This window comes from Streptomyces boetiae, from assembly GCF_031845405.1.
GTDB lineage: Bacteria > Actinomycetota > Actinomycetes > Streptomycetales > Streptomycetaceae > Streptomyces > Streptomyces boetiae.
Genome location: NZ_JAVREN010000007.1, coordinates 54,105 through 79,870, shown reverse-complemented (window position 1 = coordinate 79,870; position 25,766 = coordinate 54,105). Strand labels below are relative to the sequence as shown.

Genomic DNA, 25,766 nt, shown 5'->3' with positions numbered 1-25,766 from the left:
ATCAGCCGATCCGCACGAAAGGGGACGGGCGTGGCCCACGTGCCCTCGACCCTCACCGCACTGGTCAGGCGCGCCCGCCGGCCGATCGTCGTCCAGACCCTCAGGTCCACGGCGGCGGCCACCGTCTCCTACGTCGCCGCCGACCACCTGACCAACGTCTCGGCGCCGCTGCTCGCCCCGCTCACCGCCCTCCTGGTCGTGCAGGTCACCCTCTTCTCCACGCTCACCACCGGCGCGCGCCGGGTGGGGGCCGTGGTGCTCGGCGTCCTGGTCGCCGCGGGCTTCAGCACCCTGATGGGGCTCACCTGGTGGTCCCTGGGCCTGCTGATCCTCTCCACGCTCGTGATCGGCCACCTCGCGCGGGTGGACGAGTTCGTCCCCGAGGTGGCGATCAGCGGGATGCTCGTCCTGGGCGTCTCCCAGGTGGCCGAGACGGCGATGGAGCGCATCGCCGAGACCCTGATCGGCGCCGTCATGGGGCTGCTGATCAACGTCATCTTCGTCCCGCCCGTATGGGTCGGCTCGGCCAGCGCCGACATCGAGACGCAGGCCCGCAGGATGCGCCGCCTCCTCACCCACCTGGGCGAGCAGGCCGAGGAGGACCGCACCCAGCTGCCGCGCGCCGCGGCCCGCCTCGACGAGGCCAGGCGCCTGGACCACGACATCGCCGAGGTCGACGCCTCCATCCACCAGGCAGAGGAGAGCACCCGCCTCAACCCCCGCGTCAAGGAGCCGCTGCTGACCCGCATCGTGCTGCGCACCGGCCTGGACACCCTGGAGGTCTGCGGGGTGCTGATGCGCACCCTCACCCGCAGCATGACCGACCTGGCCGCCCGCCAGGCCGAGGGCCGTGCCGAGGACGAGCCGCTCTTCCCGCCGGAGGTCGCCCCCGCGCTGCACGAGGTGATGACCAACCTCGCCGGCGCCGTGGACAGCTTCGCGACGCTGATCACCAGCCAGGTCAGCGCCGCCGCCGACGAGGCCGAGTCCTTCCTGGCCGTCGAGCTGGACGCGGCCCGCACCAGCCGCGAGCACGTCGCCAAGGTCCTGCTGGAGCGCGTCCAGGAACACCCGCGGCACTGGCAGCTTCACGGCTCGATCCTCAACGACATCGACCGGATGCTGGACGAACTGGACATCGAGAAGCGGTCCGTCCACCTCGCCGAGGAGCTGGACCGCGTCTCCCAGGAGACCAGCGCCGGCCGCGTGGCCACCCAGGTCAAGCGCGTCACCGACCCCGTGCACCGCCGCGTGCGCGGGCTGCGCCACCGCACCCGCCGCCTCACCCGCCGCCTGGGCGCCCGCCGCCGCCCCTAGGGCGCTCACCGGGCGTGAGGGGCGCAACGGCCCGCGCCGGGCCCGGTCCCGGGAGGTCCCGCTAGTCTCCGGCGGCCGGTACGGTGACCAAGTTCCGCGCCGCGCCCGGCCGTTGGCGCATCAGGACGGCAGGGCCGGGAACCGCGGGACGCCCGGTCACCGTCCGTCCTGACGCAGCCACCCATCGGTTCAGGAGGCCCGACGTGTCCGTCTCCGGCTCCCCCACTCCTCCTCCGCCGCCGCCCTCCGCTCCGCCGCCGCCCGCCTACCCGCCGAGCGCGGGCCGGCCCCGCGACGCCCGCACCGCCGCCACGGCCGCCCTCCTCAACCTCAGCGGCCTGGGCGCCGGTTACCTCTATCTGCGCCGCCGCTCCCGGGCCGTCCTGTGCTGGGTGGCCACCGGGACGCTGCTCCTGGCGGTGCTCCCCCCGGACGCGGACGGCATACCCGGGCCGTGGGCGGCGCTCTACGCCGCCGCCCTGGTCCTCTTCGCGCTGGACGGATGGCGCCTGGGCCGGCCGCCGGTGCTCGGCGGCCACTCCCGGGCCTGGCTCCCGGTGACCGCCGGGGTGCTCCTGCTGTCGCTGCCCGCCGGGAGCGTGCTGCTCTTCGAGAACGCCCGCCGCGAGGCGCTGGAGAGCGACCTGCGCGACCGGCTCGCCGCGGCCGACGCCGAGGTGGAACGCGCCGGCGCGCGCCCCTTCGGGGAGGCCCGGGACCTCTACCGCTCGGCCGTCGACGCCTACGTCGCCGTCCGCCGCGAGCACCCGGACACGCGGGCGGCCGGCACCGTCCGCGGGCGGCTGGACGACCTCTACGCCGCCGCCACCGCCCCGGGCGGGGAAACGGCCGGGCGGGACCGCTGCGCCGCCCTCTCCCCCTTGCGCTTCTTCCAGTCCCTGCCGGGGGAGGTGGAGGACGCCGAGGCGCGGCGGCTGGCCGAACGCGCCGCCGGCGACCTGCCCGGCCCGCTGCACGACTGCGGCCTCCAGCGGATCGCCGCCTCCGACCCCGCCTCGGCGGCCCAGCCGCTGACCGAACTCCTCGGCGACCACGCCGGCTCCGACGAGGCCGCCGGCCTGCCCGCCGAGCTGGACGCCCGGCAGCGGGCGTCCCTCGACGCCCTCTCCGGGGAAACGCCCTGCCCGGGCCTGGACGACCTGCGCGCCCTGAACCGGCTCCTGGCCGAGCTGCCGGGCGAGGAGTTCGCCACCCTGACCGCCGAGGGCCGGGAGGCCGAGCCCGAGGGGCTGTACCAGTGCGGCCGGTTCGGCTTCCTCAACGGGCAGTACGCCAACGCCGAGACGCTGCTGCGCGACCTCGTCGACAACCACCCCGGGCACGACCGCGGCGAGCACGCCGCCGACATCCTCATCGCCGCCCGGATAGCGCAGGAGCTGCCCGCCGCCGGAGAGGAGCTGCCGCCCGACGGCGACGCGGGCGGCGGCCCCGTGACGCTGCGTATCCTGAACGACTCGCCCTACGAGCGGGAGATCCTCTACACCGGGCCCGACACCGGCAGCCGGACCCTGGCGGCCTGCGAGGGCTGCGAGACCTACGCCTCCGACCCCGGCGACGGCGCCTGCTCCGACAGCGGTGTGGACTACCCCTCCCTCACGCTGCGCCTGCCCGCGGGCCGCTACTACTTCCTGCACCGCTCGATCGGCGCCGACACCACCCCCGTGGCCAGGCCGGACGACCTGCGCACGGAATTCGTCTACACCTACTGCTCCTTCGTCACCCGGGAGGGCCCCTCCCTCCCCGACATCCCCGGCCTGCCCGAGGTCTGACGCCCCGGCAGCCCGCCCTTCGCACCAGCGAATCGGGCACGGCGGGAGCGGCTCGGGCGCGCGTGCGCGCGCCGGGGCGTGCGGGAGGGCGTCGAGAGCGGCGGCAGGCGCGGAGGATCTAGAGGCCGCCGAGGTGGATGCCACCGAGGACCGTGCAGGTCCGCACCGCGGTACGGACCTGCGCCTGCCCGGAGATGACGTCGACGGTCGCCGGGGCGGCGGTGCGGTGCAGCTCAGCCCAGCGCAGCAGCCCGGCGGCGAACGCCTCGTCGGCGCGGGCGGCGGCGGCGATCCGCCCCGTCAGCGCCGGCACGGCCTCCGGGTCCGCGGGGTCCACCGTGTCCGGATCCGGCCCCTCGGGCGTCGCGGCGGCGGCCGATCCGGGGGCTCCGCGCCGTCCGGACCGGCGCCCGCCGGGTCCGTTGCCGCCGCGGGGCCGGGCTCCGGGCGGCCGACGGCCCGCCGGGCGAGGGTGAGCGGCGCCCCCCAGGCGTGGCGCCCGGCCTCGGAGGCGGCTCCCCCGGCGACGGCGGAGACCACGGCGACGGCGCCTTCCAGCTCCATGCCGCTCACGTGGCCGGGTCAGTGCCCGGCGCGGGAGCGCAGTTCCCGCCACAGCTCCTCCACCTGGCGTTCCAGGTCCTCCACGGTGCCGTTGTTGTCCAGGACGTGGTCGGCGATCTTCAGGCGCTCCTCGCGGCCGGCCTGGGCGGCCATCCGCGCGCGGGCGTCCTCCTCGGTCATCCCGCGCAGGCGCACCAGGCGCTCCAGGCGGGTCTCCTCGGCGGCGTCCACGACGATCACGGCCTCGTACGCCTCCTGGAGGTGATTCTCCGCGAGGAGCGGGACGTCGTGGACGACGATGGCGTCCGGCGGGGCGGCGTCGGCCAGTTCGGCGGAGCGCAGGCCGACGAGGGGGTGCACGATGGCGTTCAGCGCCCGCCGGCGCTCCTCGTCGGCGAAGACGATGCGGCCCAGGCGCTCGCGGTCCAGCGAGCCGTCCGGGGCCAGCACCTCGGGCCCGAACTCGGCGGCGACGGCGGCGAGTCCGGGAGTGCCGGGGGCGACGACCTCGCGGGCGATGCGGTCGGCGTCCACGATCACGGCGCCGTGTGCGGCCAGCAGCCGGACCGCCTCGCTCTTTCCGGCGCCGATGCCGCCGGTGAGTCCCACAGTGAGCATGCCCGCAGGCTACCCGGTGGGGCCCTCGCCCCCGTCCTCGCGTTCGGCCAGGAAGCGTTCGAAGACCTCGCCCAGCTCCTCGGCCGAGGGCAGCTCCGCGGGCTCGGCCACCAGGCTGCCGCGGGAGGCGGCCCCGGCGAGGGCGTCGTACTGCTGCTCCAGGCCGCGGACGACGGCGACCAGCTCGGAGTCCCCCTCGGCCAGCTCCCGCTCGATCTCGTCCTGGGTCTTCAGGGCGCGGCTGCGCAGCGCGTGCGCCGCGTCGGGCAGGACCAGGCCGGTGGCGGCCGTGACCGCCTCCAGCACGACCAGGGCGGCGTCGGGGTAACGCGAGCGGGCGATGTAGTGCGGCACGTGCGCCGCCGCGCCCACCACGTCGTGACCCGCCTCGGCCAGCCGGTACTCCACGAGCGCCGCCGCGCTGCCGGGCACCTGGGCCTCGTCGAAGACGCCGCGGTGGCCGCGGACGAGGTCCGCGCGGTTCCCGTGCGGCGTCAGGCCCACGGGGCGGGTGTGCGGAACGCCCATCGGGATGCCGTGGAACGTCACGGCCAGCCGCACGCGCAGGCGTTCCACGATCTGGCGCACCGCCGCCGCGAAGGACTCCCACTCCACGTCGGGCTCGGGGCCCGAGAGGACGAGGAAGGGCTGGTGCGTGGCGTCGTGGAGGAGGCGCAGGGTCAGCTCCGGCGTCTCGTAGGCGGTCCAGCGGTCGCGGCGGAACGTCATCAGGGGCCGGCGGGCGCGGTAGTCCACCAGCCGGTCGTGGTCGAAGCGGGCCACCGTGGTCGCGGGGCGGCCGTCGAGCAGCTCCTCGATGAGCTGGCCCCCCGTCTCCCCGGCGTCGATGAAGCCCTCGAAGTGGTAGATCAGGACGGGTCCGGCGCCCCGCTCACCGCCCGTTGCCTCGTCGGCCCGGGCCAGGCCCTCGGGGTCCCATGCGTACAACTCCTGCGGATCTCGCACCGTCACCGCACCCCTTCCGCTGTGTCGCGTACGCACAGGACAACGCACCGTGCCGCGAGGTGATTCCCCCCCCCCGGCACGTTCCCGGAAGCCCGCGCCGGTACGCATACCGACGCGGAGGGCCCGCCCCGTCGGTGACGGAGCGGGCCCTCGTTGCGATGTGCCGCGGCGGCGCGGGGCCGCCGGGCGGCTCAGCTCTGGCCGCCGGCCAGCTTCTCGCGGAGCGCGGCCAGGGCCTCGTCGGAGGCCAGCGCGCCGGAGTCCTCGGGCTGGGGCGAGGAGTACGACCCGCCGCCGCCACCGCCGGAGGTACCGCCGCCGCCACCACCACCGCCGGAGGCCTCGGCCTCGGCCTGGGCGTCCGCCTCGCGGGACTTGATGACCTGCGCCTGGTGCTGCTCGAAGCGCTGCTGCGCCTCGGCATACTGGCGCTCCCACTCCTCCCGCTGCTTGTCGTACCCGGGCAGCCAGTCGTTGGCCTCCGGGTCGAAGCCCTCGGGGTAGATGTAGTTGCCCTGGTCGTCGTACGAGGCGGCCATGCCGTAGAGCGTCGGGTCGAACTCGACGGCCATCGGGTCGGGGCCGAAGTTCTCGTTGGCCTGCTTGAGGGAGAGGCTGATCCGGCGGCGCTCCAGGTCGATGTCGATGACCTTGACGAAGATCTCGTCGTTGACCTGGACGACCTGCTCGGGGATCTCCACGTGGCGCTCGGCCAGCTCGGAGATGTGGACCAGGCCCTCGATGCCCTCGTCCACCCGGACGAACGCGCCGAAGGGCACCAGCTTGGTGACCTTGCCCGGCACGACCTGCCCGATCTGGTGGGTGCGGGCGAACTGCTGCCACGGGTCTTCCTGGGTCGCCTTCAGGGACAGCGAGACGCGCTCGCGGTCCATGTCGACGTCCAGCACCTCGACGGTGACCTCCTGGCCGACCTCGACGACCTCGGAGGGGTGGTCGATGTGCTTCCAGGACAGCTCCGAGACGTGGACCAGGCCGTCCACGCCGCCCAGGTCCACGAAGGCGCCGAAGTTGACGATGGAGGAGACGACGCCGGAGCGCACCTGGCCCTTCTGGAGGGTGGTGAGGAAGGTCTGGCGGACCTCGCTCTGGGTCTGCTCCAGCCAGGCGCGGCGGGAGAGGACGACGTTGTTGCGGTTCTTGTCCAGCTCGATGATCTTGGCCTCGAGCTCCTTGCCCACGTAGGGCTGGAGGTCGCGCACGCGGCGCATCTCGACCAGGGAGGCCGGCAGGAAGCCGCGCAGCCCGATGTCGAGGATCAGGCCGCCCTTGACGACCTCGATCACGGTGCCGGTGACGATGCCGTCCTCGTCCTTGATCTTCTCGATCGTGCCCCAGGCCCGCTCGTACTGCGCGCGCTTCTTGGAGAGGATCAGGCGCCCCTCCTTGTCCTCCTTCTGGAGGACGAGCGCCTCGATCTCGTCGCCGACGGCCACGACCTCGTTGGGGTCGACGTCGTGCTTGATCGACAGCTCACGCGAGGGGATGACGCCTTCGGTCTTGTAACCGATGTCGAGCAGGACCTCGTCCCGGTCGACCTTCACGATGACGCCGTCGACGATGTCGCCGTCGTTGAAATACTTGATCGTCTCGTCGATCGCGGCGAGGAAGGCTTCCTCGGAACCGATGTCGTTGACCGCAACCTGCGGGGTGGTCACGGTGGGCTCGGTGCTGCTCGTCATGTGGTAAAGGGCTCCGGTACGGACATGTGTCGTCGGCACTGCTACGCCGAGGCCCTTATCGCACTGCCGAAGCCGGACAGCCTGAGAAGCGCTCTCGAAAAGGTCCGCGAACCGGTCAAGCGCCTCGACAACCGAGGGGACATACAACAGGTGCGAGCGGCCTGCTCCGTCCGAGGCACGCAGGCCCGCAGCGCGTCTTATAGCATACGGGCGCCGGGGGGCAGGGTCAATGCGCGGTTCGCCCCACGTGGGGTCCTATCGGGCCAAATCTGGCACTTCCCAGGTCAGCGGGGCCGGAGGCCGGTCGAGCGGCGGGCTCCCGCGCCTCCGCCCGCGGCGCGCGGGCGGAGGGGAAGCGGACAGCTTACGGCAGCCGGCCCGCACGGGGGAACGGCTCACTGAGCGCGAGCGACGGTCACTCCGCGCGACGGGCAGGCGGGGCGGACTCGGTGGCGCCGGAGGTGGGGGACGGCGACGGCTCGGCCGGCTCGGTGGGCTCGGCTGTGCCCGGGTCCGTCGGCTCGCCGGGCTCCGAGGGGCCGGTGGGGTCCGGGCAGGCGGGGTCGGTGGGCTCTCCCGGCTCTCCCGGCTCCCCCGTGCCTGGGCCCGTGGGCTCGCCGGGCTCGGCCGGCTCCGGCGTCGGGGAGGGCTCGGGGGTGGGGGCCGGCTCCGGCGAGGGAGAGGGAGAGGGAGAGGGAGAGGGAGAGGGCTCGGAGGGGTCCGGGCCGACGGGGCACTCCGGGTCGGTGGGGTCGCCGGGCTCCGTGGGCTCCCCGGGCTCGGTCGGCTCGCCCGTGCCGGGGTCCGTCGGCTCGCCGGTGCCCGAATCCCCGGACTCGGAGGGCACCGCCGGCTCCGTGGGCTCGGCCGTGTCGGCGGACTCGGTGGGCCGCTCCCGCCGGCCGGGGGCCGGGGCCCCGGTCTCCTCCGGCTCGACGGCCTCGGGATTGCCCGCGCCGGGCGTGGTGGGGAGCGTGCCCGCGCCGTCCGGGACCTCGTGGGCGCCGCCGCGGTAGAAGTCGAGCCAGGCGCGGACGGTGCGGACGTAGTCCCAGGAGTGGTTGTAGCTCAGCAGCGCCCGGTCCAGGTCGGAGGGGACGGAGAGGTCGCGGCCGGAGGCGCACAGGTAGTGGCCGGCGGCGAGGGCGGCGTCGTAGACGTTGTTGGGGTCGGCGGCGCCGTCGCCGTTGCCGTCCGCGCCCCAGCGGGCCCAGGTGGAGGGGATGAACTGCATCGGGCCCACGGCCCGGTCGAAGGTGGTGTCGCCGTCCCAGTCGCCGCCGTCGGTGTCGCTGATGTGCGCGAAGCCGGTGCCGTTGAGCACGGGGCCCAGGATCGGCTGGACGGTGGTGCCGTCGGCGGTCACCGCGCCGCCGCGGGCGTGGCCGGACTCGACCCGGCCGATGGCGGCCAGGACCTCCCACTCGAGGTGGCAGCCGGGGGCGGCCTCGGCCAGGGATTCGGCGGCCCGGCGGTAGGCGTCCAGCACGGTGGCGGGTATCCCGGCCTGGGCGGGGCCGGTGATGACCGGGCCGGCCTCCTCGGCGCCGTCGCCCCCCTCCTCGGGCTCGGCGACGTCGAGCGGCGGCAGGTCGGTGTGGTACGGCAGCTCGACGGGCCGCGCGGGTGCCTTGTCGTCCTCGGCGGCCGGGTCCTCGGCCGCGACCCGCGGGGGCTCCGTGCGGGACGGCCCGCCCAGCACCTCGGGCGCCTGAGAGGCCGTCAGCGCGGCCATGGCCGCCGCGGCGACCGCCGAGCCCGTGATTCCCCTGCGGATCCTCCGGGTGCGCAAAGCCACGTGGCGTCCCTCCATCTGCCGTCGCGTCGCCGTTGACCGGAACGACAGTACGACAGACCGCCGTTCGGGACCAGAAGGCACTGGGGCCCCAGAGGCAACCAATGTGTGGATTGTGCACGCTGGGACAGCACACTGCGCACAAGAAGTGAAGTCATGGCCCAAGCTCGGGCACACGCCGCCCGGGGGTCAGTGCGCGGCCGACTCCCAGGTGTCGCCCCAGCCGATGGACACGTCCAGGGGCGCGCGCAGTTGCACGGCCGCCGGCATCTCGGCGCGGAGGATGGCCTCCACGGGCTCCCGCTCCCCCGGCGCGACCTCCAGCACGATCTCGTCGTGCACCTGGAGCAGCATCCGGGTGCCCAGGCCCCGGGCGCGCAGGGCCCGGTCGACGCGGAGCATCGCGATCTTCACGATGTCGGCCGCGGTGCCCTGGATCGGGGCGTTCAGCGCCATCCGCTCGGCCATCTCGCGGCGCTGGCGGTTGGAGCTGGTGAGGTCGGGGAGGTAGCGGCGGCGGCCCAGGAGCGTCTCGGTGTACCCCGTGGCGCGGGCCTCCTCCACCACGCGGTGCAGGTAATCGCGGACGCCGCCGAAGCGTTCGAAATAGGTGTCCATCAGCTTCCGGGCCTCGTCCGGGGTGATGGTCAGCTGCTGGGAGAGGCCGAAGGCGGACAGGCCGTAGGCCAGGCCGTAGCTCATGGCCTTGATGCGGCGGCGCATCTCGGGGTCCACGGAGTCGCGGTCGACGCCGAAGACCTGGGAGGCGACCGTGTCGTGCAGGTCCTCGCCGGTGGTGAACGCCTCGATCAGCCCGTCGTCCTCGGACAGGTGGGCCATGACGCGCAGCTCGATCTGGCTGTAGTCGGCCGTCAGCAGGCCCTCGAAGCCCTCGCCGACGACGAAGCCGCGGCGGATGGCGCGGCCCTCGTCGGTGCGGACGGGGATGTTCTGGAGGTTGGGGTCGGTGGAGGAGAGGCGGCCGGTGGCGGCCACGGTCTGCTGGAAGGTCGTGTGGATGCGCCCGTCGGGGGCGATGGTCTTGATCAGGCCCTCGACGGTGGTGCGCAGCCGGGCCTGCTCGCGGTGGCGCAGCATGATGACCGGCAGCTCGTGCTCGGTCTGCGCGGCCAGCCAGGCCAGGGCGTCGGCGTCGGTGGTGTACCCGGTCTTGGTGCGCTTGGTCTTCGGGAGGCCCAGCTCGCCGAAGAGGACCTCCTGGAGCTGCTTGGGCGAGCCGAGGTTGAACTCGTGGCCGACGGAGGCGTGGGCCTCGGCGACGGCGTGCTGGACTGCGGCGGCGAACTGCTGCTCCAGGCGCTCCAGATGGGCGCGGTCGGCGGCGATTCCGGCGCGCTCCATGCGGGCCAGGAGCCCGGAGACCGGCAGCTCCAGATCGTCCAGCAGCCCGTCGGCGCCGACCTCGGCCAGCCGGGCGCGGAACAGCTCGCCCAGGTCCAGGACGGTGCGGGCCTGGAGCATCAGCAGCTCGGCCTCGGCGGTCTCGTCGGTGCCCAGGGCGAGCTGGCCGTCGCCCTCGGCGGCGTGCTGGAGCTCGCGGCCCAGGTACTCGGTGCTGAGGCCGTCGAGCGCGAAGGAGCGGCGGCCGGGCTGAACGAGATAGGCGGCCAGGGCGGTGTCCATGCCGGCGCCGGCGAGCTCCCAGCCGTGCTCGGCGAGGACGCGCATCAGGGCCTTGGCGTGGTGCACGACCTTGGGGCGGCCGGGGTCGGCGGCCCAGGCGGCGAAAGCGCCCTCGTCCTCCTCGCCCAGGGCGGCGGGGTCGAACCAGGCGGCCGGGCCCGCGGCCGAGGCCAGGGCCACGGCGCGCACGGACCCGGAGCCCAGCTTCCAGTCGTCGAGGGTGGCCACGCCCAGCGGCCCCTCGCCGTGGGCGGCCAGCCAGGGGCCCAGCGCCCCGGGCCCCAGCAGCGTGCCGTCCACTTCGGGGCCGGCCGCGGCCCCGGCCGCCGCGGCGGCGGTCCCGTCGTCGGCCCCGGGGTCCACGGCGAACAGCCGCTCGCGCAGGCTGGCGTTGCGGAACTCCAGGGTGTCGAGCAGGACGGTGACGGCGGCCGTGTCGTAGGGGCGGCGCAGCAGGTCGGCCGGGCCGCAGCCCAGGTCCACGTCCCGGGCCAGCTCGGTGAGGACGCGGTTGAGGCGGACGGCCTCCAGGTGGGCGCGGAGGTTCTCCCCGGCCTTGCCCTTCACCTCGTCGGCGCGCTCGGCCAGCTCGTCGAGGGAGCCGAACTGGTTGATCCACTTCGCGGCGGTCTTCTCGCCGACGCCGGGGATACCGGGGAGGTTGTCCGAGGGGTCGCCGCGCAGGGCGGCGAAGTCGGGGTACTTGGCGGGCGGCAGGCCGTACTTCTCCTGGACCTTCTCCGGGGTGAAGCGGGTCAGCTCGGAGACGCCCTTGGTGGGGTAGAGGACGGTGACGCGGTCGCCCACGAGCTGGAAGGCGTCCCGGTCGCCGGTGACGATCGAGACCTGGAAGCCCTCGTCGGCGGCGCGGGTGGCCAGGGTGGCGATCACGTCGTCCGCCTCGTACCCGGCGACGGCGAAGCGCCGCACGCCCATCGCGTCCAGCAGCTCGCCGATCAGCTCGACCTGGCCCTTGAACTCGTCGGGCGTGGCCGAGCGCGTGGCCTTGTACGCGGCGTACCGCTCGGAGCGCCAGGTGGTGCGGGAGACGTCGAAGGCGACGGCCAGGTGCGTGGGCGCCTCGTCGCGCAGCGTGTTGGCCAGCATGGAGGTGAAGCCGTAGATGGCATTGGTGGGCTGGCCGACGGTGGTGGTGAAGTTCTCCGCGGGGAGGGCGAAGAACGCCCGGTACGCCAGCGAGTGCCCGTCCAGCAGCAGCAGGCGCGGGGGCTCGCCCTCGCGCCGGGCCGCGGCCTCCGCCACCGCCCCGGCCGTGCGCTGCACGTCCTCGGCACCGGGGGCCGCCCCGGTCTCCCCGGGGTCCGCCCCGGCGCTCGTCGCGGCGCTTGTCGCGGCGCTTGTCCCCGTGTTCGTCCCGGCCCTGCCTGCCTCGTTCTCAGCCACGCCCCGATACTGCCACGTAGCAGTGACACTCCCCGACGGCCGTGGCACGATCCCGGCATGCCCGCGAGACCCCCTGCCGAAGACCCCGTCCAGGACTCCCCCGCCGTCGGTCCCCCCAAGCACGCCGCGGCCGGGCTTCCGGCCGTCCGGCACAGCCTGCGCATGGCCCGGAGGCAGATGGGCGTGCGCCGCACCGCCCTCACCCTGCTGCGGGTCAACCAGCCCACGGGCTTCGACTGCCCGGGCTGCGCCTGGCCCGAGCCGTCCTCGCCGCACACCGCCGAGTTCTGCGAGAACGGCGCCAAGGCCGTCGCCGAGGAGGCCACGCTGCGGCGGGTGACGCCGGAGTTCTTCGCGCGGCACTCCGTGGCGGAGCTGGCCGGACGCTCGGGGTACTGGCTGGGCCAGCAGGGCCGCCTCACGCACCCCATGTACCTGGCCGAGGGGGCCTCGCACTACGAACCGGTGGCGTGGGAGGAGGCGTTCGCACTGATCGCGGGGGAGCTGCGGGCGCTGGAGAGCCCGGATCAGGCCCTCTTCTACACCTCGGGCCGCACGAGCAACGAGGCGGCGTTCCTCTACCAGCTCTTCGCCCGGGAGTTCGGCACGAACAACCTCCCGGACTGCTCGAACATGTGCCACGAGTCCTCCGGCTCCGCGCTGACCGAGACGATCGGCATCGGCAAGGGCAGCGTGCTGATCGAGGACCTCCACCGCGCGGACCTGATCGTCGTCGCGGGCCAGAACCCCGGCACCAACCACCCCCGGATGCTCTCGGCGCTGGAGGAGGCCAAGCGGGCGGGCGCCCGGATCATCAGCGTCAACCCGCTGCCCGAGGCGGGCCTGGAGCGCTTCGACAACCCGCAGCGGCCCAGCGGCCTGGCCGGGCGCGGCACCGCGCTGACCGACCTTTTCCTCCAGATCCGCATCGGCGGCGACCAGGCCCTCTTCCGGCTGCTGAACCGGCTGATCCTGGAGCGCCCCGGCGCGGTGGACGAGGAGTTCGTGCGGGAGCACACGGACGGCTTCGAGGAGTTCGCCGCCGCCGCGCGGGAGGCGGACTGGGAGGAGACACTGGCGGCCACCGGGCTGAGCCGGGAGGAGATCGAGGCGGCGGCCGAGATGGTCCTCGCCTCCCGCAGCGTGATCGTGTGCTGGGCGATGGGCCTGACCCAGCACAAGCACTCCGTGCCCACGATCAGGGAGGTCGTCAACTTCCTGCTGCTGCGCGGCAACATCGGCCGCCCGGGCGCCGGGGTCTGCCCGGTCCGGGGCCACAGCAACGTCCAGGGCGACCGGACGATGGGCGTCACCGAGCGGCCGACGGAGGCGTGGCTGGACGCGCTGCGCGAGGAGTTCGGCTTCGAGCCGCCGCGGGAGGAGGGTCTGGACGTGGTCAACGCCATCCGTGCGCTGCGCGACGGGCGCGCCCACGTCTTCCTGGCGATGGGCGGGAACTTCGTGGCGGCGAGCCCGGACACCGAGGTGACGGAGAATGCCATGCGCCGCGCCCGGCTGACCGTGCACGTCTCCACCAAGCTCAACCGCTCGCACTGCGTCACCGGCGCCCGCGCCCTGATCCTGCCGACGCTGGGCCGCACCGAGCGGGACGTGCAGGCGGCGGGCGAGCAGTTCGTGACCGTCGAGGACTCCATGGGCATGGTGCACGCCTCACGCGGGCGGCTGCGGCCGGCGAGCGAGGAGCTGCTGTCCGAGCCGGCGATCGTGTGCCGCCTGGCGCGGGCGACGCTGGGCGAGGGCAGCGCCACACCGTGGGAGGAGTTCGAGGCGGACTACCGGGCGGTGCGGGAGCGGATCGCGCGGGTGGTGCCGGGCTTCGAGGACTTCGAGGAACGCGTCGCGCACCCCGGCGGGTTCGCGCTGCCGCACGCCCCCCGGGACAGCCGGCGCTTCCCCACCGCCACGGGCAAGGCGCGGTTCACGGCCGCGCCGGTGGAACGCCCCGAGATCCCCCCGGGGCGGCTGCTGCTGCAGACGCTGCGTTCGCACGACCAGTACAACACCACCGTCTACGGCCTGGACGACCGCTACCGGGGCATCACCGGGGGCCGCCGGGTGGTGCTGGTCCACCCCGAGGACGCCCGCGAACTGGGCCTGACGGACGGGGCGCTGGCCGACCTCACCAGCGAGTGGACGGACGGCTCGGAGCGCGTCGCGCCGGGCTTCCGGGTGGTCCACTACCCCACCGCGCGCGGCTGCGCGGCGGCGTACTACCCGGAGACCAACGTCCTGGTCCCGCTGGACGCGACCGCGGACGTCAGCAACACGCCCACGAGCAAGTCGGTGGTGATCCGGATCACTCCCGTCGCCGCCGGATGAGCGGGACCTGATAGAACCGGCCCCATGGCAGAGCACAACGGCACAGCGTCCTCCGGGTTCTCCGGCTTCCCCGCCCAGGTCGTCGCGCAGTGGGCCGCCTCCGGCGTCGACCTGCCCGCGCTGTTCTCGGCGGGGCGGCTGGGCGAACGCATGGGGCTGACCATTCTGGAGGCCGCGCCCGAGCGAGTCGTGGGCACCCTCCCCGTGGAGGGCAACACCCAGCCCTACGGCCTGCTGCACGGCGGGGCCTCCGCCGTGCTGGCCGAGACGCTGGGCTCGATCGGGGCGATGCTGCACGGCGGCCCCAACAAGATCGCCATGGGCGTGGACCTGAACTGCACGCACCACCGGGCGGTGCGCTCCGGCACGGTCACGGGCGTGGCCACGCCGGCGCACACCGGGCGCACCTCGGCGGTCTTCGAGGTGGTGATCACGGACGAGGCGGGCAAGCGCGTGTGCACCGCCCGCCTCACCTGCGCCCTGCGGCCCGCCGCCCAGCAGGGGCAGCAGCCGCAGGAGGGCACCGGGCCCGCCGCGGGCGTCACTCCGTGACCACCTCTCGCCCGGCGCCCCCTTCCTCCGCTTAGTCGGCGACCTCACCGAGGTAGGCGGCCCGCACCCGCGGGTCGGACAGCAGGGCCGGGGCCGCGTCCGACATGACCACCGCGCCGGTCTCCAGGACGTAGCCCCGGTCCGCGAGCTGGAGCGCCTGGGAGGCGTTCTGCTCGACCAGCAGCAGCGTCGTCCCCTGGGCGTTGATCTCGCGCAGGATCTCGAAGATCTGCTGCACGATCAGCGGGGCCAGGCCCATGGAGGGCTCGTCCAGCAGCAGCAGCTCCGGCTTGCCCATCAGCGCCCTGCCGATGGCGAGCATCTGCTGCTCGCCGCCGGAGAGGGTGCCGCCGACCTGCTTGCGGCGGGCGGCCAGCACCGGGAAGAGGGTGAACACCCGCTCCAGGTCGGCCGGGTCGGGGCGCCGCAGGCGGTAGGCGCCCATGCGCAGGTTCTCCAGCACCGTCATCCGGGGGAAGACGCGCCGCCCCTCGGGGACGTGCCCGATGCCCAGGCGCACCAGGTCGTGCGAGGCGATGCCGTCCACCCGCTCGCCGCGCAGCCAGACCTCACCCGTGCGGGGGGACAGCATGCCGGAGGCGGCCTTGAGGGTGGTGGACTTGCCCGCGCCGTTGGCGCCCAGCAGCGCGACGACCTCGCCCTCGGCGACGGCCAGGCTGACGCCCTTGAGGGCCTCGATCACCCCGTAGTAGACGTGCAGCTCGCGCAGTTCCAGCAGCGGCGGGGGGCCCGCCTGCGCCGTCCCGGCCGCGGCGGCGCCCGGCTCCTTGTCCAGACCCACGCTCACCAAGGCGCTCTCCGTCCCTTCCTCAGTCATCGCCGTCCCGCCCCGGCTCCTCGATCGGCTCCTCGCCCGTCACCTCGGCGACCGCGGCGCGGTCCTCCTCGGCGGAGGCGCCCAGGTACGCCTCGATCACCGCCGCGTCCCGCTGCACCTCGGCCGGCGCGCCCTCGGCGATGACGCGGCCGAAGTTGAGCACCACGACCCGGTCGGCGACCGACATCACCAGCCGCATGTCGTGCTCGATGAGCAGCACGCTGACGCCCAGGTCGCGGTTGATGCGCCGGATCAGGGTCTCCAGGTCCCGCTTCTCGGTCGGGTTGGTGCCGGCGGCCGGCTCGTCCAGGAGCAGCAGCTCCGGGGCGGTGGCCAGCGCGCGGGCGATCTCCAGGCGCCGCTGCTCGCCGTAGCTGAGCGCGGAGGCCAGCTCGTTGATCCGCCCCTCCAGGCCGACGAACCGCAGCATCTCGTGCGCCCGCCGGTCGCTCTCCCGCTCGTCGCGGCGGGCGTTGGGCAGGCCCAGCATGATGGAGATCGGATCGGTCCGCTGCCGCGTCTCCACGGCGATCTTGACGTTCTCCAGCACCGTCAGCGCGCCGAAGAGGCGGATGTTCTGGAACGTCCGCGCCACGCCGAGGCGGCTGACCCGGTGCGGCTTGCGACCGCGCAGCTCGTGCGCGCCGCCGCCCCGGGGCAGGAAGGTGATGGTGCCCCGCTGGGGGACGTAGGCGCCGGTGAGGGAGTTGAACAGGGAGGTCTTGCCCGCCCCGTTGGGCCCGATGACGGCCAGGATCTCGCCGCGGGACATCCGCAGCCGCACGTCGTCCAGGCAGGTCAGGCCGCCGAAACGCAGGGTGACCCCGGTCGCCTCCAGCACGGGCGTGGCCGGGGCGCCCGCGCCGGGGGCGTTCTTCGTGAGCGCGTCCGCCGTCATGCCACCGCACCTCCCGGCTGCGCACCGAGGGCGTCGGCGCCGCCGGTGCCCTGCTCCGCCATCCGCAGCTCGCGCTGTCTGCGCCGCGAGGGCAGCAGGCCCTGCGGCCGGTAGATCATCATCAGGACCAGCAGCCCGCCCAGGTACATGTACCGGTCCTGCGGGTCGACCGAGTCGCGCAGGTACTCGGGCAGCCACACCAGGAGCGCGGCGCCCAGCAGCACACCGGGCACGGAGCCCATGCCGCCGAATACCACGTAGGACAGGGCCAGCACGGACAGCAGCACCACGAACATCTCGGAGTTGATGAAGCCGAGCTTGCTGGCGTAGATCACCCCGGCGATCCCGGAGGTGGAGGCGCCGATGGCGAACGCCAGCAGCTTGAAGCGGACCGTGTCCACGCCGGTGGCCGCCGCGGCCACCTCGTCCTCCCGGATCGCCGTCCACGCCCGGCCGACGCGGGAGTGCTCCAGCCTCAGGAAGAGGAAGATGACCACGACGACGAAGCCGAGCTGCAGCCAGTAGTAGGGGCGCGGGTCCAGACCCCACTCGTAGGACCAGAAGCCCAGGTCCACGGAGAACCGGTCGAGCTGCGCGCCGCGCGGGCCGCCGGTGAAGCCGGTCCAGTTCTGCGCCACCAGGTAGACGATCTCGTGGAAGCCGAGCGTCACGATGGCCAGGTAGTCGCCGCGCAGCCGCAGCGTGGGCGCGCCCAGCAGCACGCCGGCGATCAGGCAGGTGACCACGGCGATGGGGATCACCAGGAAGTTGTTCAGCTCCACCGGGGGCGCGGTCGGCAGCCCGCCGGTCCAGTACGCCGCGCTGTAGGCGCCGATCGCGAAGAAGGCGATGAAGCCCAGGTCGAGCATGCCCGCCCAGCCGACGACGACGTTCAGGCCGATGGCGACGAGCACGAACATGCCGATCTGGTCGACCAGGACGGTCTGCCAGAACGCCGAGACCAGCAGGGGCAGGGCGATGAGGTAGGCCAGCAGCCCGCCCAGCGCGCTCCAGCGCAGCCAGGCGACGCGGCGCAGCAGGTCCGTCACCAGCCGCACGGTCCTGATGAGGACCACCGGCAGCCAGGTGGCGGCCTTCAGCGCGCCGCGCTCGCCGGCGGGCAGCAGGTCGGCCGGGCCGCTGTGGGGCCGGGCCACCTCCTGGCGCACCCGCCCGGTCACGCGGCCGATGGCGTCGTGCCCGAACTCGCGCACCAGCCAGACCGCGACGGCCAGGCTCAGCCAGACCCCGAGGGTTCCGGAGGTGGTGTTCTCCTCCAGCGCGGCGAAGAGGTCGCCGCGAACGCCCTGGGCGCCGGTGACGTTGGCCAGCACCACGGCCGTGGCCAGCAGCACGAACAGGCGCCGCACCCGCGGCTCCCGGTACCAGACGCGCCGCCGCAGCCGGGCAGCCGAGGGCCTCTTCCGTTCCACCGTCGTCGCGCTCACGCCGTCCTCCCCACACGCTCGCCGAGAATGCCCGTCGGGCGGAACATCAGCACCAGCACCAGGACGGCGAACGCCCCGACGTACCGCCAGGGCCCGCCCCAGATCTCCACGGTGAAGGACTCGACCACACCCAGGGTCAGGCCGCCGAGCATCGCGCCGCGGACGTTGCCGATGCCGCCGAGCACGGCGGCGGCGAAGGCGGTGATGCCGGGCAGGAAGCCCATGGTGAACTCCACCTGGAGGTTGGTGCCGAAGAGGAAGCCGGCGACGCCGCCCAACAGGCCGCCCAGGACGAACGTCCGGGAGACGACCTTGTCGATGTTCACGCCCATCAGCGAGGCGACCTCGGGGTCCTGGGCCACCGCGCGGATTCCCGCGCCCATTTTGGTGCGGTTGACGATGTGATCGACCACCAGAAGCATCACGATGCCCGAGGCCACGATGAGCAGCTGGGTCACGTTCAGCGGCGCGCCCAGCAGCGTGAACACCTCGTGGTTGTCGTACATCTCCGGCATGGCCACCGGGTCGCGGCCGAAGAGCTTGCCCGCGAAGTTGTACAGAAAGAAGGACGCGCCGATGGCCGTGATGAGAAAGACCAGCCGTGGCGCGTGCCGTCTCCGCAACGGGAGATAGGCGGCCTTCTCCAGCGCGAATGCGACCGCGCCGCCCAGGGCCGCGCCGCCGGCAATGCCGCCGGCGACATAAAGGACGGACTGGAACGCGGTGGGAGAGGCCACGGGATCTATCAGCGTGAGCGCGATGAGCCCGCCGAATCCGCCGGCCATGAAGACCTCGCTGTGCGCGAAGTTCAGGAGTTGCAGGACACCGTAGACAAGTGTGTAGCCAATGGCGATGACGGCGTACAACGAGCCGATCACCACACCCAGGACAAGTACGTCCCAGATATCGGAAAGGGACATGGACGAAGACTTCCTCGTGGGAATCGAGCGGCTGGTCCGGGCGGCGGGCCGGCGGGGGCGGGGCGGGTCGCGCCCCACGTCCCGCCCGCCGGCCCGCGGCCGGGCTCAGCCGCCCACCAGCTCCTCGACCGGGCCGAGGTAGCCGCGCTGCCCGCCGTCCACCTGGTAGAGGTAGATGACCTGCTCGGCCAGCTCCCCGTTCTCGTCGAAGGAGAAGGTCTTGGTCAGCCCCTCGAACTGCGCGCCGGTCAGGGCCTCCAGGACGCTCTCGCGGTTGACGTCGTCCTGGAGGGAGGCGATCGTCTCGATGATCATGTTGGCCACGTCGTAGGACTCGGCCGAGTAGGTGCCCGGCGCCTCGCCGTACGCCTCCTCGTAGCGCTCGGCGAACTCGGTGGTGGCCTCGTCGTCCGTGGCGCTGGTGCACGGGCAGGTCAGGTACCAGCCCTCGGAGGCGTCCCCGGCCAGGTTGATGAACTCGTCGTCGTTGGAGCCGTCGCCCGAGACGCCGATCCCGTCGAAGCCGGCGTCGGCCAGCTGGGAGGCGAAGGGACCCAGATCCTGGTAGTAACCCGCGTAGACCAAAGCGTCGACGCCGGACCGCACCACCGTGCGGGCCGCCCCGGAGTAGTCCTGCTCGCTCTGCGGGACGCTCTCGCGCTGGACCGTCAGGCCCTCCTCCTCCAGCGAGGAGACGACCACCTCGGCCAGGCCCTCGCCGTAGGCGGTGACGTCGTCGATCACCATCACGTTCTCCACGCCGTCCTGGGCGGCCAGGAACTGCGCCATCGCCGGGCCCTGGGCGTTGTCGTCGGGGACGGCCCGCAGGAAGGAGGAGTGCTCCTCGTCCTCGGTCAGCGCCGGGAGCGTGGCGGAGGTGGTGACGGCGGCCAGGCCGGCCTCGCCGTAGAGCGGGAGGGAGGCGTTGGAGGGGCCGGAGAACGCCGGGCCGATGACGGCCATCACGTCGGGGTCCCCGATGGCGATCTGGGCCGCGGCCGGGGCTGCGCCCTCCTCGCCCTCGTCGTCCGCCGCCAGGTACTCGATCTCGAAGTCGTAGTCCCCGCTCTCGTTGGCCTCCTCGATGGCCAGCTGAATGCCCTGCTGCATGTTCTCGCCGAGCGCGGGATTGCTGCCGGAGAGCGGCCCCTGATAAGCGATCTTGTAGGTCGTCCCGCTGTCGCCGCCGCCACCGCACCCGCTGAGCACGAGAGCGCCGATGGCGATGGGTATCGCGAGTCTTACGACCGATGTTTTGCGCACTTCGAAAACCCCCTGGAACGGGCCCAGATCATGTGGAACCGCAGGGCTGCCCGTCACGCAGGGCGCACCGGTGCGGCGTGCAGCGGAATCTATTGCCACGCAAGCGGCACGGACACACCATCGCGACAGATGTGATCGCCTCGTGACCTGTGGCATACACCGGAAACAGAACGAGAACGCGCCCGGGACACAATCCCGGGCGCGCTCTGTACCTTTTTGGGGGGAATTAACAGACAGTTAACTACCGGCCAAACCGCGGGCAGGCGGAGTGGCGCGGGATTACTTCTGGTTCTTCTGTCGCTTTTCTTCCGCGTCCTGGATCACGGCCTCCGCGACCTGATGCATCGACAGCCTCCTGTCCATGGAGGTCTTCTGGATCCAGCGGAACGCTGCCGGCTCGGTCAGCCCGTACTGGGTCTGCAGGATGCTCTTGGCGCGGTCCACCAGCTTTCGTGTCTCCAGCCGCTGGGCGAGGTCCGCGACCTCCTGGGTGAGCGTCTTCAGCTCGTTGAAGCGGGAGACGGCGATCTCGATGGCCGGCACCACGTCGCTCTTGCTGAACGGCTTCACCAGGTACGCCATCGCGCCCGCGTCCCGGGCCCGCTCCACCAGGTCGCGCTGGGAGAAGGCGGTGAGCATCAGCACCGGGGCCAGCCCCTCCCCCGCGATCTTCTCGGCGGCCGAGATACCGTCCATCACCGGCATCTTGACGTCGAGGATCACCAGGTCCGGCACCAGCTCCCGGGCCAGCTCGACGGCGCGCTCGCCGTCCCCGGCCTCACCGACGACGGTGTACCCCTCCTCCTGGAGCATCTCCTTGAGGTCGAGACGGATCAGCGCCTCGTCCTCGGCGATGACGACGCGGGTGGTATGGGGCGGAACATGAGCCGCCGGGCCGGCGGCCTCCGCGGGCGTGGTGGACTCGTCGCGCGCGTCGGGGGTGCTCACGGTGCTCCTCGGTTTCTGCCTGGTAGGGGCAATCCAAGAGACTACCGAGTCGCCCGCCCGGCGGCGGAGCCGGTACACTGACCGGGCCCATCCGGCCGGGTTGGTGGAAGGGGATACACGGAGGTCTCAAACACCTCTGCCCGTGAGGGCTTGCGGGTTCGAATCCCGCACCCGGCACACCGCGAGGACCGGTCCCGAAGAGACCGGTCTCACATCACACGCCGCGCCGCGGCACTTCCTCCCCCACGTGGTGCACGCGCACCAGGTTCGTCGTCCCCGGCGTCGCCGGCGGGGAGCCGGCCGTCATCACGACCAGGTCCCCGGGCCGGCAGCGCCCGAGCCGCAGCAACTGCTCGTCCATCTGCGCCACCATCTCGTCGGTGGTCTGCACCGTGGGCACCAGGTGGCACTCCACGCCCCAGGTCAGGGCAAGCTGCGCCCGCGTCCCCTCGTCGGGCGTGAACGCCAGGAGCGGGATCGGCGAGCGGTACCGCGAGAGGCGGCGCGCGGTGTCCCCGCTCTGGGTGAACGCCACCAGCAGCCCCGCCGCGAGGAAGTCCCCGATCTCGGCCGCCGCGCGCGCCACCGCCCCGCCCTGGGTGCGCGGCTTGCTGCCCTCGGCCAGCGGCGTCAGGCCCCGGCCGAGGACATCCTCCTCGGCGGCGGCGACGATCCGGCTCATCGTCCGGACCGTCTCCACGGGATAACGCCCCACGCTGGTCTCGCCGGAGAGCATCACCGCGTCGGTGCCGTCCAGCACGGCGTTGGCCACGTCGGAGGCCTCGGCGCGGGTGGGCCGGGAGGACTCGATCATGGAGTCGAGCATCTGCGTGGCGACGATGACCGGCTTGGCATTCCTGCGGGCCAGGGCGACGGCGCGCTTCTGCACCAACGGCACGTCCTCCAGCGGGACTTCGACGCCCAGGTCGCCGCGGGCGACCATGATGCCGTCGAAGGCGTCCACGATGTCCTGGAGGTTGCGCACGGCCTGCGGCTTCTCGACCTTGGCGATGACGGGGAGGAAGCGGCCCTCCTCGGCCATCACCCGGTGCACGTCCTTGATGTCGTCGCCGCCGCGGACGAAGGAGAGTGCCACGATGTCCACGCCGGTGCGCAGCGCCCAGCGCAGGTCCTCGACGTCCTTGGCGGAGAGGGCGGGCACCGAGACGGCCACGCCCGGGAGGTTGAGCCCCTTGTGGTCGGAGATCAGGCCGCCCTCCGCCACCCGCGTGCGGACGTCCGGGCCCTCGACGGCCGTCACCTCCAGGGCCACCCGCCCGTCGTCCACGAGGATGCGCTCGCCCGCGCGGACGTCGCCCGGCAGACCGGCGTAGGTGGTGGAACAGCGGCGGTGGTCCCCGGGAATGTCCTGGGTCGTGATGGTGAATTCGTCGCCCTCCTCCAGCAGGACGGGCCCTTCCAGGAAGCTGCCCAGGCGGATCTTCGGACCCTGGAGGTCGGCGAGAATTCCGACGCTGCGCCCCATTTCCGCGGCGGCTCTGCGGACCCGCCGGTAGCGCTGCTCGTGCTCGTGGTGGGCGCCGTGGCTGAGGTTCAGGCGCGCGACATCCATACCCGCCTCGACCAGCGCAAGGATGCGCTCGTATGAGTCGGTGGCCGGACCAAGTGTGCAGACGATTTTTGCTCGGCGACGCATACTCGTCACCATAGGAGTTACCGGGCAGTAGAGAGCTATCCGGAAGTGACGACAGTGCGGCCGGCTTTTTAAGGAATGCCGCGCATCTATTTCTTATGAGCGGGCCGCCGCTCTTTTGAGCCAATTCATGGCCGGTGCGCGAGGGCTTCCGCGGCCGGGGGAAAGCTGCCCGGCGCACGCCCCGGTGAAACCTTGCCCCGCGCGTCCTGCCGGGGCAGGCCGAAGGTGGTGAACGCCGTCCGCGCGGGCAGCGGGTACCACTCCTCGCCGAGCAGGTCGTTGAGGATCGCGGCGGCCCGGTGCGCCACCAGGCCCAGGTCCGGGGCGCCCACCCCGTGCGTGTGGCGCTCGGCGTTCTGGACGTACACCGCCCCCGTCACCGCCGGATCCAGCGCCAGCCGGTACCGCTCGTCCACGCGCGGCCGGCCCGCCTCGTCCCGCAGCAGCGCGGGCTCCAGCGCGGCCAGCAGCCGCTCGGCGGAACGCTCCCGGTACCCGGTGGCCAGCACCAGCGCGCCGGTGCGCAGCCGGGAGCGTTCGCCCTGCTCGCCGTGCTCCAGGTGCAGCTCGATCTGTGCGGCCCCCACCCGTCCGGCGGTGCGCACGGACACGCCGGGGGTCAGCACGGCGTCGGGCCAGCCGCCGTCGACGGTGCGGCGGTAGAGCTCGTCGTGGATGGCGGCCAGCGTCTCGTGGTCGATGGCCTTGTAGAGCTGCCACTGCCCGGCCACCAGGCGGTCGCGGACCGGCTCGGGCAGGGCGTGGAAGTAGCGGGTGTAGTCGGGGGTGAAGTGCTCCAGGCCGAGCTTGCTGTACTCCATGGGCGCGAACGCCGGGGTGCGGGTGATCCAGTGCAGCCGCTCCCGCCCCGCCGGGCGGCGGCGCAGCAGGTCGAGGAAGACCTCGGCCCCCGACTGGCCGGAGCCGACGACGGTGACGTGCTCGGCGGCCAGCAGGCTGTCGCGGTGGGCGAGGTAGTCGGCGGAGTGCAGCACGGGCACGGCTGAGGTGGAGGAGGCCAGCAGCGGGCGCAGCGGCTCGGGCACGAAGGGGGCGGTGCCGATGCCCAGGGCGAGGTTGCGCGCCCGCACCCGGCCCGCGGCCAGCGGCTCGCCCGCCTCGGACCCGACGCGGGCCAGGTCCAGCTCGAAGACGGCGCGCTCCTCGTCCCAGCGCACGGACTCCACCCGGTGCCCGAAGTGCAGGCCGGGCAGCCGGTCGGCGGCCCAGCGGCAGTAGGCGTCGTACTCGGCGCGCGGGGCGTGGAAGCGCTCGGCCACGTAGAAGGGGTAGAGGCGCTGCTGGTGGCGCAGGTAGTTGAGGAACGACCAGGGGCTGGTGGGGTCGGCGAGGGTGACCAGGTCGGCGAGGAAGGGAACCTGGAGGGTGGTGCCCTCGATCAGCAGTCCCGGGTGCCAGCGGAAGGCGGTGCGGCGCTCGAACCACGCGGCGCGCAGGCCGGGGCGGGGCTGGGCGAGGGCGGCGAGGGAGAGGTTGGCCGGGCCGATGCCGATGCCGGCCAGGTCGAGCGTGGTGCTGGGGTCGAAGGCTGTCACGTGGGGCTTCCCTCCGGCTGGTCGGGACGCGGGCCGGGCCGGGCGGGGCCGTCGAGCTGGTCGAGGACGAGCTTGACGAGGGCGGCCAGGTCGCTGGGCTGGACGTGGGGGTTGAGGAGGGTGGCCTTCAGCCACAGGGTCCCGTCCAGGCGGGCGCGGCCCAGGACCGCCCGGCCCCCTTCCAGGAGGCGGCGGCGCAGCGCGGCCACCTCGGCGTCGGTGGCGCCGGCGGGCCGGAACAGGACGGTGGAGATGCCGGGCCGGGCGCGCAGCCGCAGCCGCGGCTCGGCGTCCACCAGGGCGGCCAGCTCGGCGGCGGCCTCGCAGGTGGCGTCGATCAGGGCGGCGAGGCCGGAGGTGCCGAGGGCGGCGAGGGTGACGGCGACCTTGAGGACGTCGGGGCGGCGGGTGGTGCGCAGGGAGCGGCCCAGGAGGTCGGGCAGGCCCGCCTCGGTGTCGTCCTCGGCGTTGAGGTAGTCGGTGCGGTGGGCCAGGGGGGCGAGGGCGGGGGCGTCGGGGACGGTGAGCAGGCCGGCGGCGACGGGCTGCCAGCCCAGCTTGTGCAGGTCGAGGGCGACACTGTCGGCCCGGTCGAGTCCGGCGAGCAGACCTCGGCGGGCCGGGCTGAACAGCAGCGGCCCGCCGTAGGCGGCGTCCACGTGGAGGACGGCGGGGCGGTGGGTGCGGTGGGCGGCGACGGTGTCGGCCAGGGCGGGCAGCGGGTCTATCGCGCCGGAGTCGGTGGTGCCGGCGGTGGCCACGACCAGCGCGGGCAGGGGATCGCCGGGGGCGGGGTCGAGGCGGTCGAGCCGGTCCAGGGCCTCGTGCGCCGCGGCGGGGTCGAGCACGCCGCCGGGGGTGGGCAGCACGGTGGGCGGGTGCAGGCCCAGCAGCCAGGCGGCGCGGTGGACGCTGTGGTGGGCGGAGGCGCCGCAGATGACGCGCAGGCGGTGGCCGAGGCGCTCGCGGGCCAGGAGGGTGCCCAGCAGGTTGGCCTCGGTGGCGCCGGAGGTGACCAGGGCCTCGGGCGCCGGGCCGCGGGGGTGGACGAGGGCGGCCAGGGCGGCGGCGGTGCGGGCCTCCAGGGCGGAGGCGGCCGGGGCCTGGTCCCAGGAGTCGAGGGAGGGGTTGAGGACGGAGGCGGCCAGGTCGGCGGCGGCGGCCACGGCCAGCGGGGGGCAGTGCAGGTGGGCGGCGCAGTGCGGGTCGGCCGGGTCGGCAGAGCCCTCGGCGAGCGCGGTGACCAGGGCGCGCAGCGCGGGCCCCTCGCCGGCGCCCTCGGCCGGCAGCGGGTCCCCGAGGGCGGCCTCCAGGCGGCGGCGCACGGGCTCGGGGCCCCCGGCGGGCAGGGGGCCGCAGCGGGCAGCCGCCCCCTCGGCGAGGGCGTCGAGGACGGTGTCGAGGAGGGGGCGCAGGGCGCGCGGTCCCTCCGCTCCGCCCGCGAGCGGGCTGTACTCGGGCATGGCGGGCTCTCCCGGGGGTGGCGGGATGCCCCGGGCCGCGGTGCGACGGCCCGGGATGGCTGGGAACGCGCTCAAGCTACGCGCG

Annotated in this window: 19 protein-coding genes and 1 tRNA gene; 5 read left to right on the top strand and 15 right to left on the bottom strand. The window is 73.7% G+C overall.

Annotated elements, in window-relative coordinates:
• Positions 1-30: 30 nt before the first annotated feature.
• On the top strand, positions 31-1,317 hold the full coding sequence (locus RM780_RS06890; RefSeq protein WP_311629623.1) for an FUSC family protein: 1,287 nt from the start codon (positions 31-33) through the stop codon (positions 1,315-1,317).
• A 203-nt stretch (positions 1,318-1,520) separates the two neighbouring features.
• A complete protein-coding gene (locus RM780_RS06885; protein ID WP_311629622.1) occupies positions 1,521-3,107 on the top strand; it encodes a hypothetical protein in 1,587 nt (528 codons plus the stop codon).
• A 118-nt stretch (positions 3,108-3,225) separates the two neighbouring features.
• Here the strand turns inward: RM780_RS06885 and RM780_RS06880 are convergent, their stop codons facing one another.
• From RM780_RS06880 to polA, 6 genes are all read right to left on the bottom strand, one after another.
• Positions 3,226-3,444: a hypothetical protein gene (locus RM780_RS06880; protein WP_311629621.1), complete on the bottom strand. Its 219-nt coding sequence runs from the start codon at positions 3,442-3,444 to the stop codon at positions 3,226-3,228.
• 245 nt (positions 3,445-3,689) lie between these two features.
• Positions 3,690-4,289 (bottom strand): dephospho-CoA kinase, encoded by a 600-nt coding sequence (gene coaE, locus RM780_RS06875; RefSeq protein WP_311629620.1) that lies wholly within the window; start codon positions 4,287-4,289, stop codon positions 3,690-3,692.
• 9 nt (positions 4,290-4,298) lie between these two features.
• A complete protein-coding gene (locus tag RM780_RS06870) occupies positions 4,299-5,255 on the bottom strand; it encodes a proteasome assembly chaperone family protein (RefSeq protein ID WP_311629619.1) in 957 nt (318 codons plus the stop codon).
• A gap of 191 nt (positions 5,256-5,446) precedes the next feature.
• The gene (rpsA, locus tag RM780_RS06865; protein WP_311629618.1) at positions 5,447-6,955 is read right to left on the bottom strand and encodes a 30S ribosomal protein S1; all 1,509 of its coding nucleotides are present in this window, start codon (positions 6,953-6,955) and stop codon (positions 5,447-5,449) included.
• A 415-nt stretch (positions 6,956-7,370) separates the two neighbouring features.
• Positions 7,371-8,690: a lytic murein transglycosylase gene (locus RM780_RS06860; RefSeq protein ID WP_394812909.1), complete on the bottom strand. Its 1,320-nt coding sequence runs from the start codon at positions 8,688-8,690 to the stop codon at positions 7,371-7,373.
• Positions 8,691-8,939: 249 nt separating this feature from the next.
• The gene (gene polA / locus RM780_RS06855) at positions 8,940-11,657 is read right to left on the bottom strand and encodes a DNA polymerase I (RefSeq protein WP_311629726.1); all 2,718 of its coding nucleotides are present in this window, start codon (positions 11,655-11,657) and stop codon (positions 8,940-8,942) included.
• Positions 11,658-11,855: 198 nt separating this feature from the next.
• Here polA and RM780_RS06850 point away from each other — a divergent pair, with 198 nt between their 5' ends.
• Together RM780_RS06850 and RM780_RS06845 are read left to right on the top strand one after the other, a co-directional pair.
• Positions 11,856-14,138, top strand: coding sequence for an FdhF/YdeP family oxidoreductase (locus RM780_RS06850; protein WP_311629616.1), 2,283 nt, complete (start codon positions 11,856-11,858; stop codon positions 14,136-14,138).
• A gap of 24 nt (positions 14,139-14,162) precedes the next feature.
• Positions 14,163-14,690, top strand: coding sequence for a PaaI family thioesterase (locus tag RM780_RS06845; protein ID WP_311629615.1), 528 nt, complete (start codon positions 14,163-14,165; stop codon positions 14,688-14,690).
• A 31-nt stretch (positions 14,691-14,721) separates the two neighbouring features.
• Here RM780_RS06845 and RM780_RS06840 read toward each other — a convergent pair whose 3' ends face one another.
• From RM780_RS06840 to RM780_RS06815, 6 genes are all read right to left on the bottom strand, one after another.
• On the bottom strand, positions 14,722-15,492 hold the full coding sequence (locus RM780_RS06840; protein WP_311629725.1) for an ABC transporter ATP-binding protein: 771 nt from the start codon (positions 15,490-15,492) through the stop codon (positions 14,722-14,724).
• 28 nt (positions 15,493-15,520) lie between these two features.
• Entirely contained in the window at positions 15,521-16,426 is a 906-nt protein-coding gene (locus RM780_RS06835) for an ABC transporter ATP-binding protein (protein ID WP_311629614.1), read from the bottom strand.
• Positions 16,423-17,874 (bottom strand): branched-chain amino acid ABC transporter permease, encoded by a 1,452-nt coding sequence (locus RM780_RS06830; RefSeq protein WP_311629613.1) that lies wholly within the window; start codon positions 17,872-17,874, stop codon positions 16,423-16,425. The genes RM780_RS06835 and RM780_RS06830 overlap by 4 nt, the downstream gene beginning before the upstream one ends.
• Positions 17,871-18,794, bottom strand: a complete 924-nt coding sequence (locus RM780_RS06825; RefSeq protein ID WP_311629612.1) for a branched-chain amino acid ABC transporter permease — start codon at positions 18,792-18,794, stop codon at positions 17,871-17,873. Before RM780_RS06825 ends, RM780_RS06830 begins: the two co-directional genes overlap by 4 nt.
• A 105-nt stretch (positions 18,795-18,899) precedes the next feature.
• On the bottom strand, positions 18,900-20,057 hold the full coding sequence (locus tag RM780_RS06820; protein ID WP_311629611.1) for a branched-chain amino acid ABC transporter substrate-binding protein: 1,158 nt from the start codon (positions 20,055-20,057) through the stop codon (positions 18,900-18,902).
• Between the two features lie 279 nt (positions 20,058-20,336).
• Entirely contained in the window at positions 20,337-21,005 is a 669-nt protein-coding gene (locus RM780_RS06815) for an ANTAR domain-containing response regulator (RefSeq protein WP_311629610.1), read from the bottom strand.
• Positions 21,006-21,099: 94 nt separating this feature from the next.
• On the opposite strand from RM780_RS06815, the gene RM780_RS06810 reads away from it, so the two are divergent.
• A tRNA-Leu gene (locus RM780_RS06810) sits at positions 21,100-21,182 on the top strand.
• 37 nt (positions 21,183-21,219) lie between these two features.
• Here the strand turns inward: RM780_RS06810 and pyk are convergent.
• The 3 genes from pyk to RM780_RS06795 form a co-directional block, all read right to left on the bottom strand.
• Complete coding sequence (pyk, locus tag RM780_RS06805) at positions 21,220-22,662, bottom strand: pyruvate kinase (RefSeq protein WP_311629609.1); 1,443 nt, start codon at positions 22,660-22,662, stop codon at positions 21,220-21,222.
• Between the two features lie 125 nt (positions 22,663-22,787).
• Positions 22,788-24,218, bottom strand: coding sequence for a lysine N(6)-hydroxylase/L-ornithine N(5)-oxygenase family protein (locus tag RM780_RS06800; protein WP_311629608.1), 1,431 nt, complete (start codon positions 24,216-24,218; stop codon positions 22,788-22,790).
• Positions 24,215-25,681: a pyridoxal phosphate-dependent decarboxylase family protein gene (locus RM780_RS06795; protein ID WP_311629607.1), complete on the bottom strand. Its 1,467-nt coding sequence runs from the start codon at positions 25,679-25,681 to the stop codon at positions 24,215-24,217. Before RM780_RS06795 ends, RM780_RS06800 begins: the two co-directional genes overlap by 4 nt.
• Between the last annotated feature and the right edge of the window lie 85 nt (positions 25,682-25,766).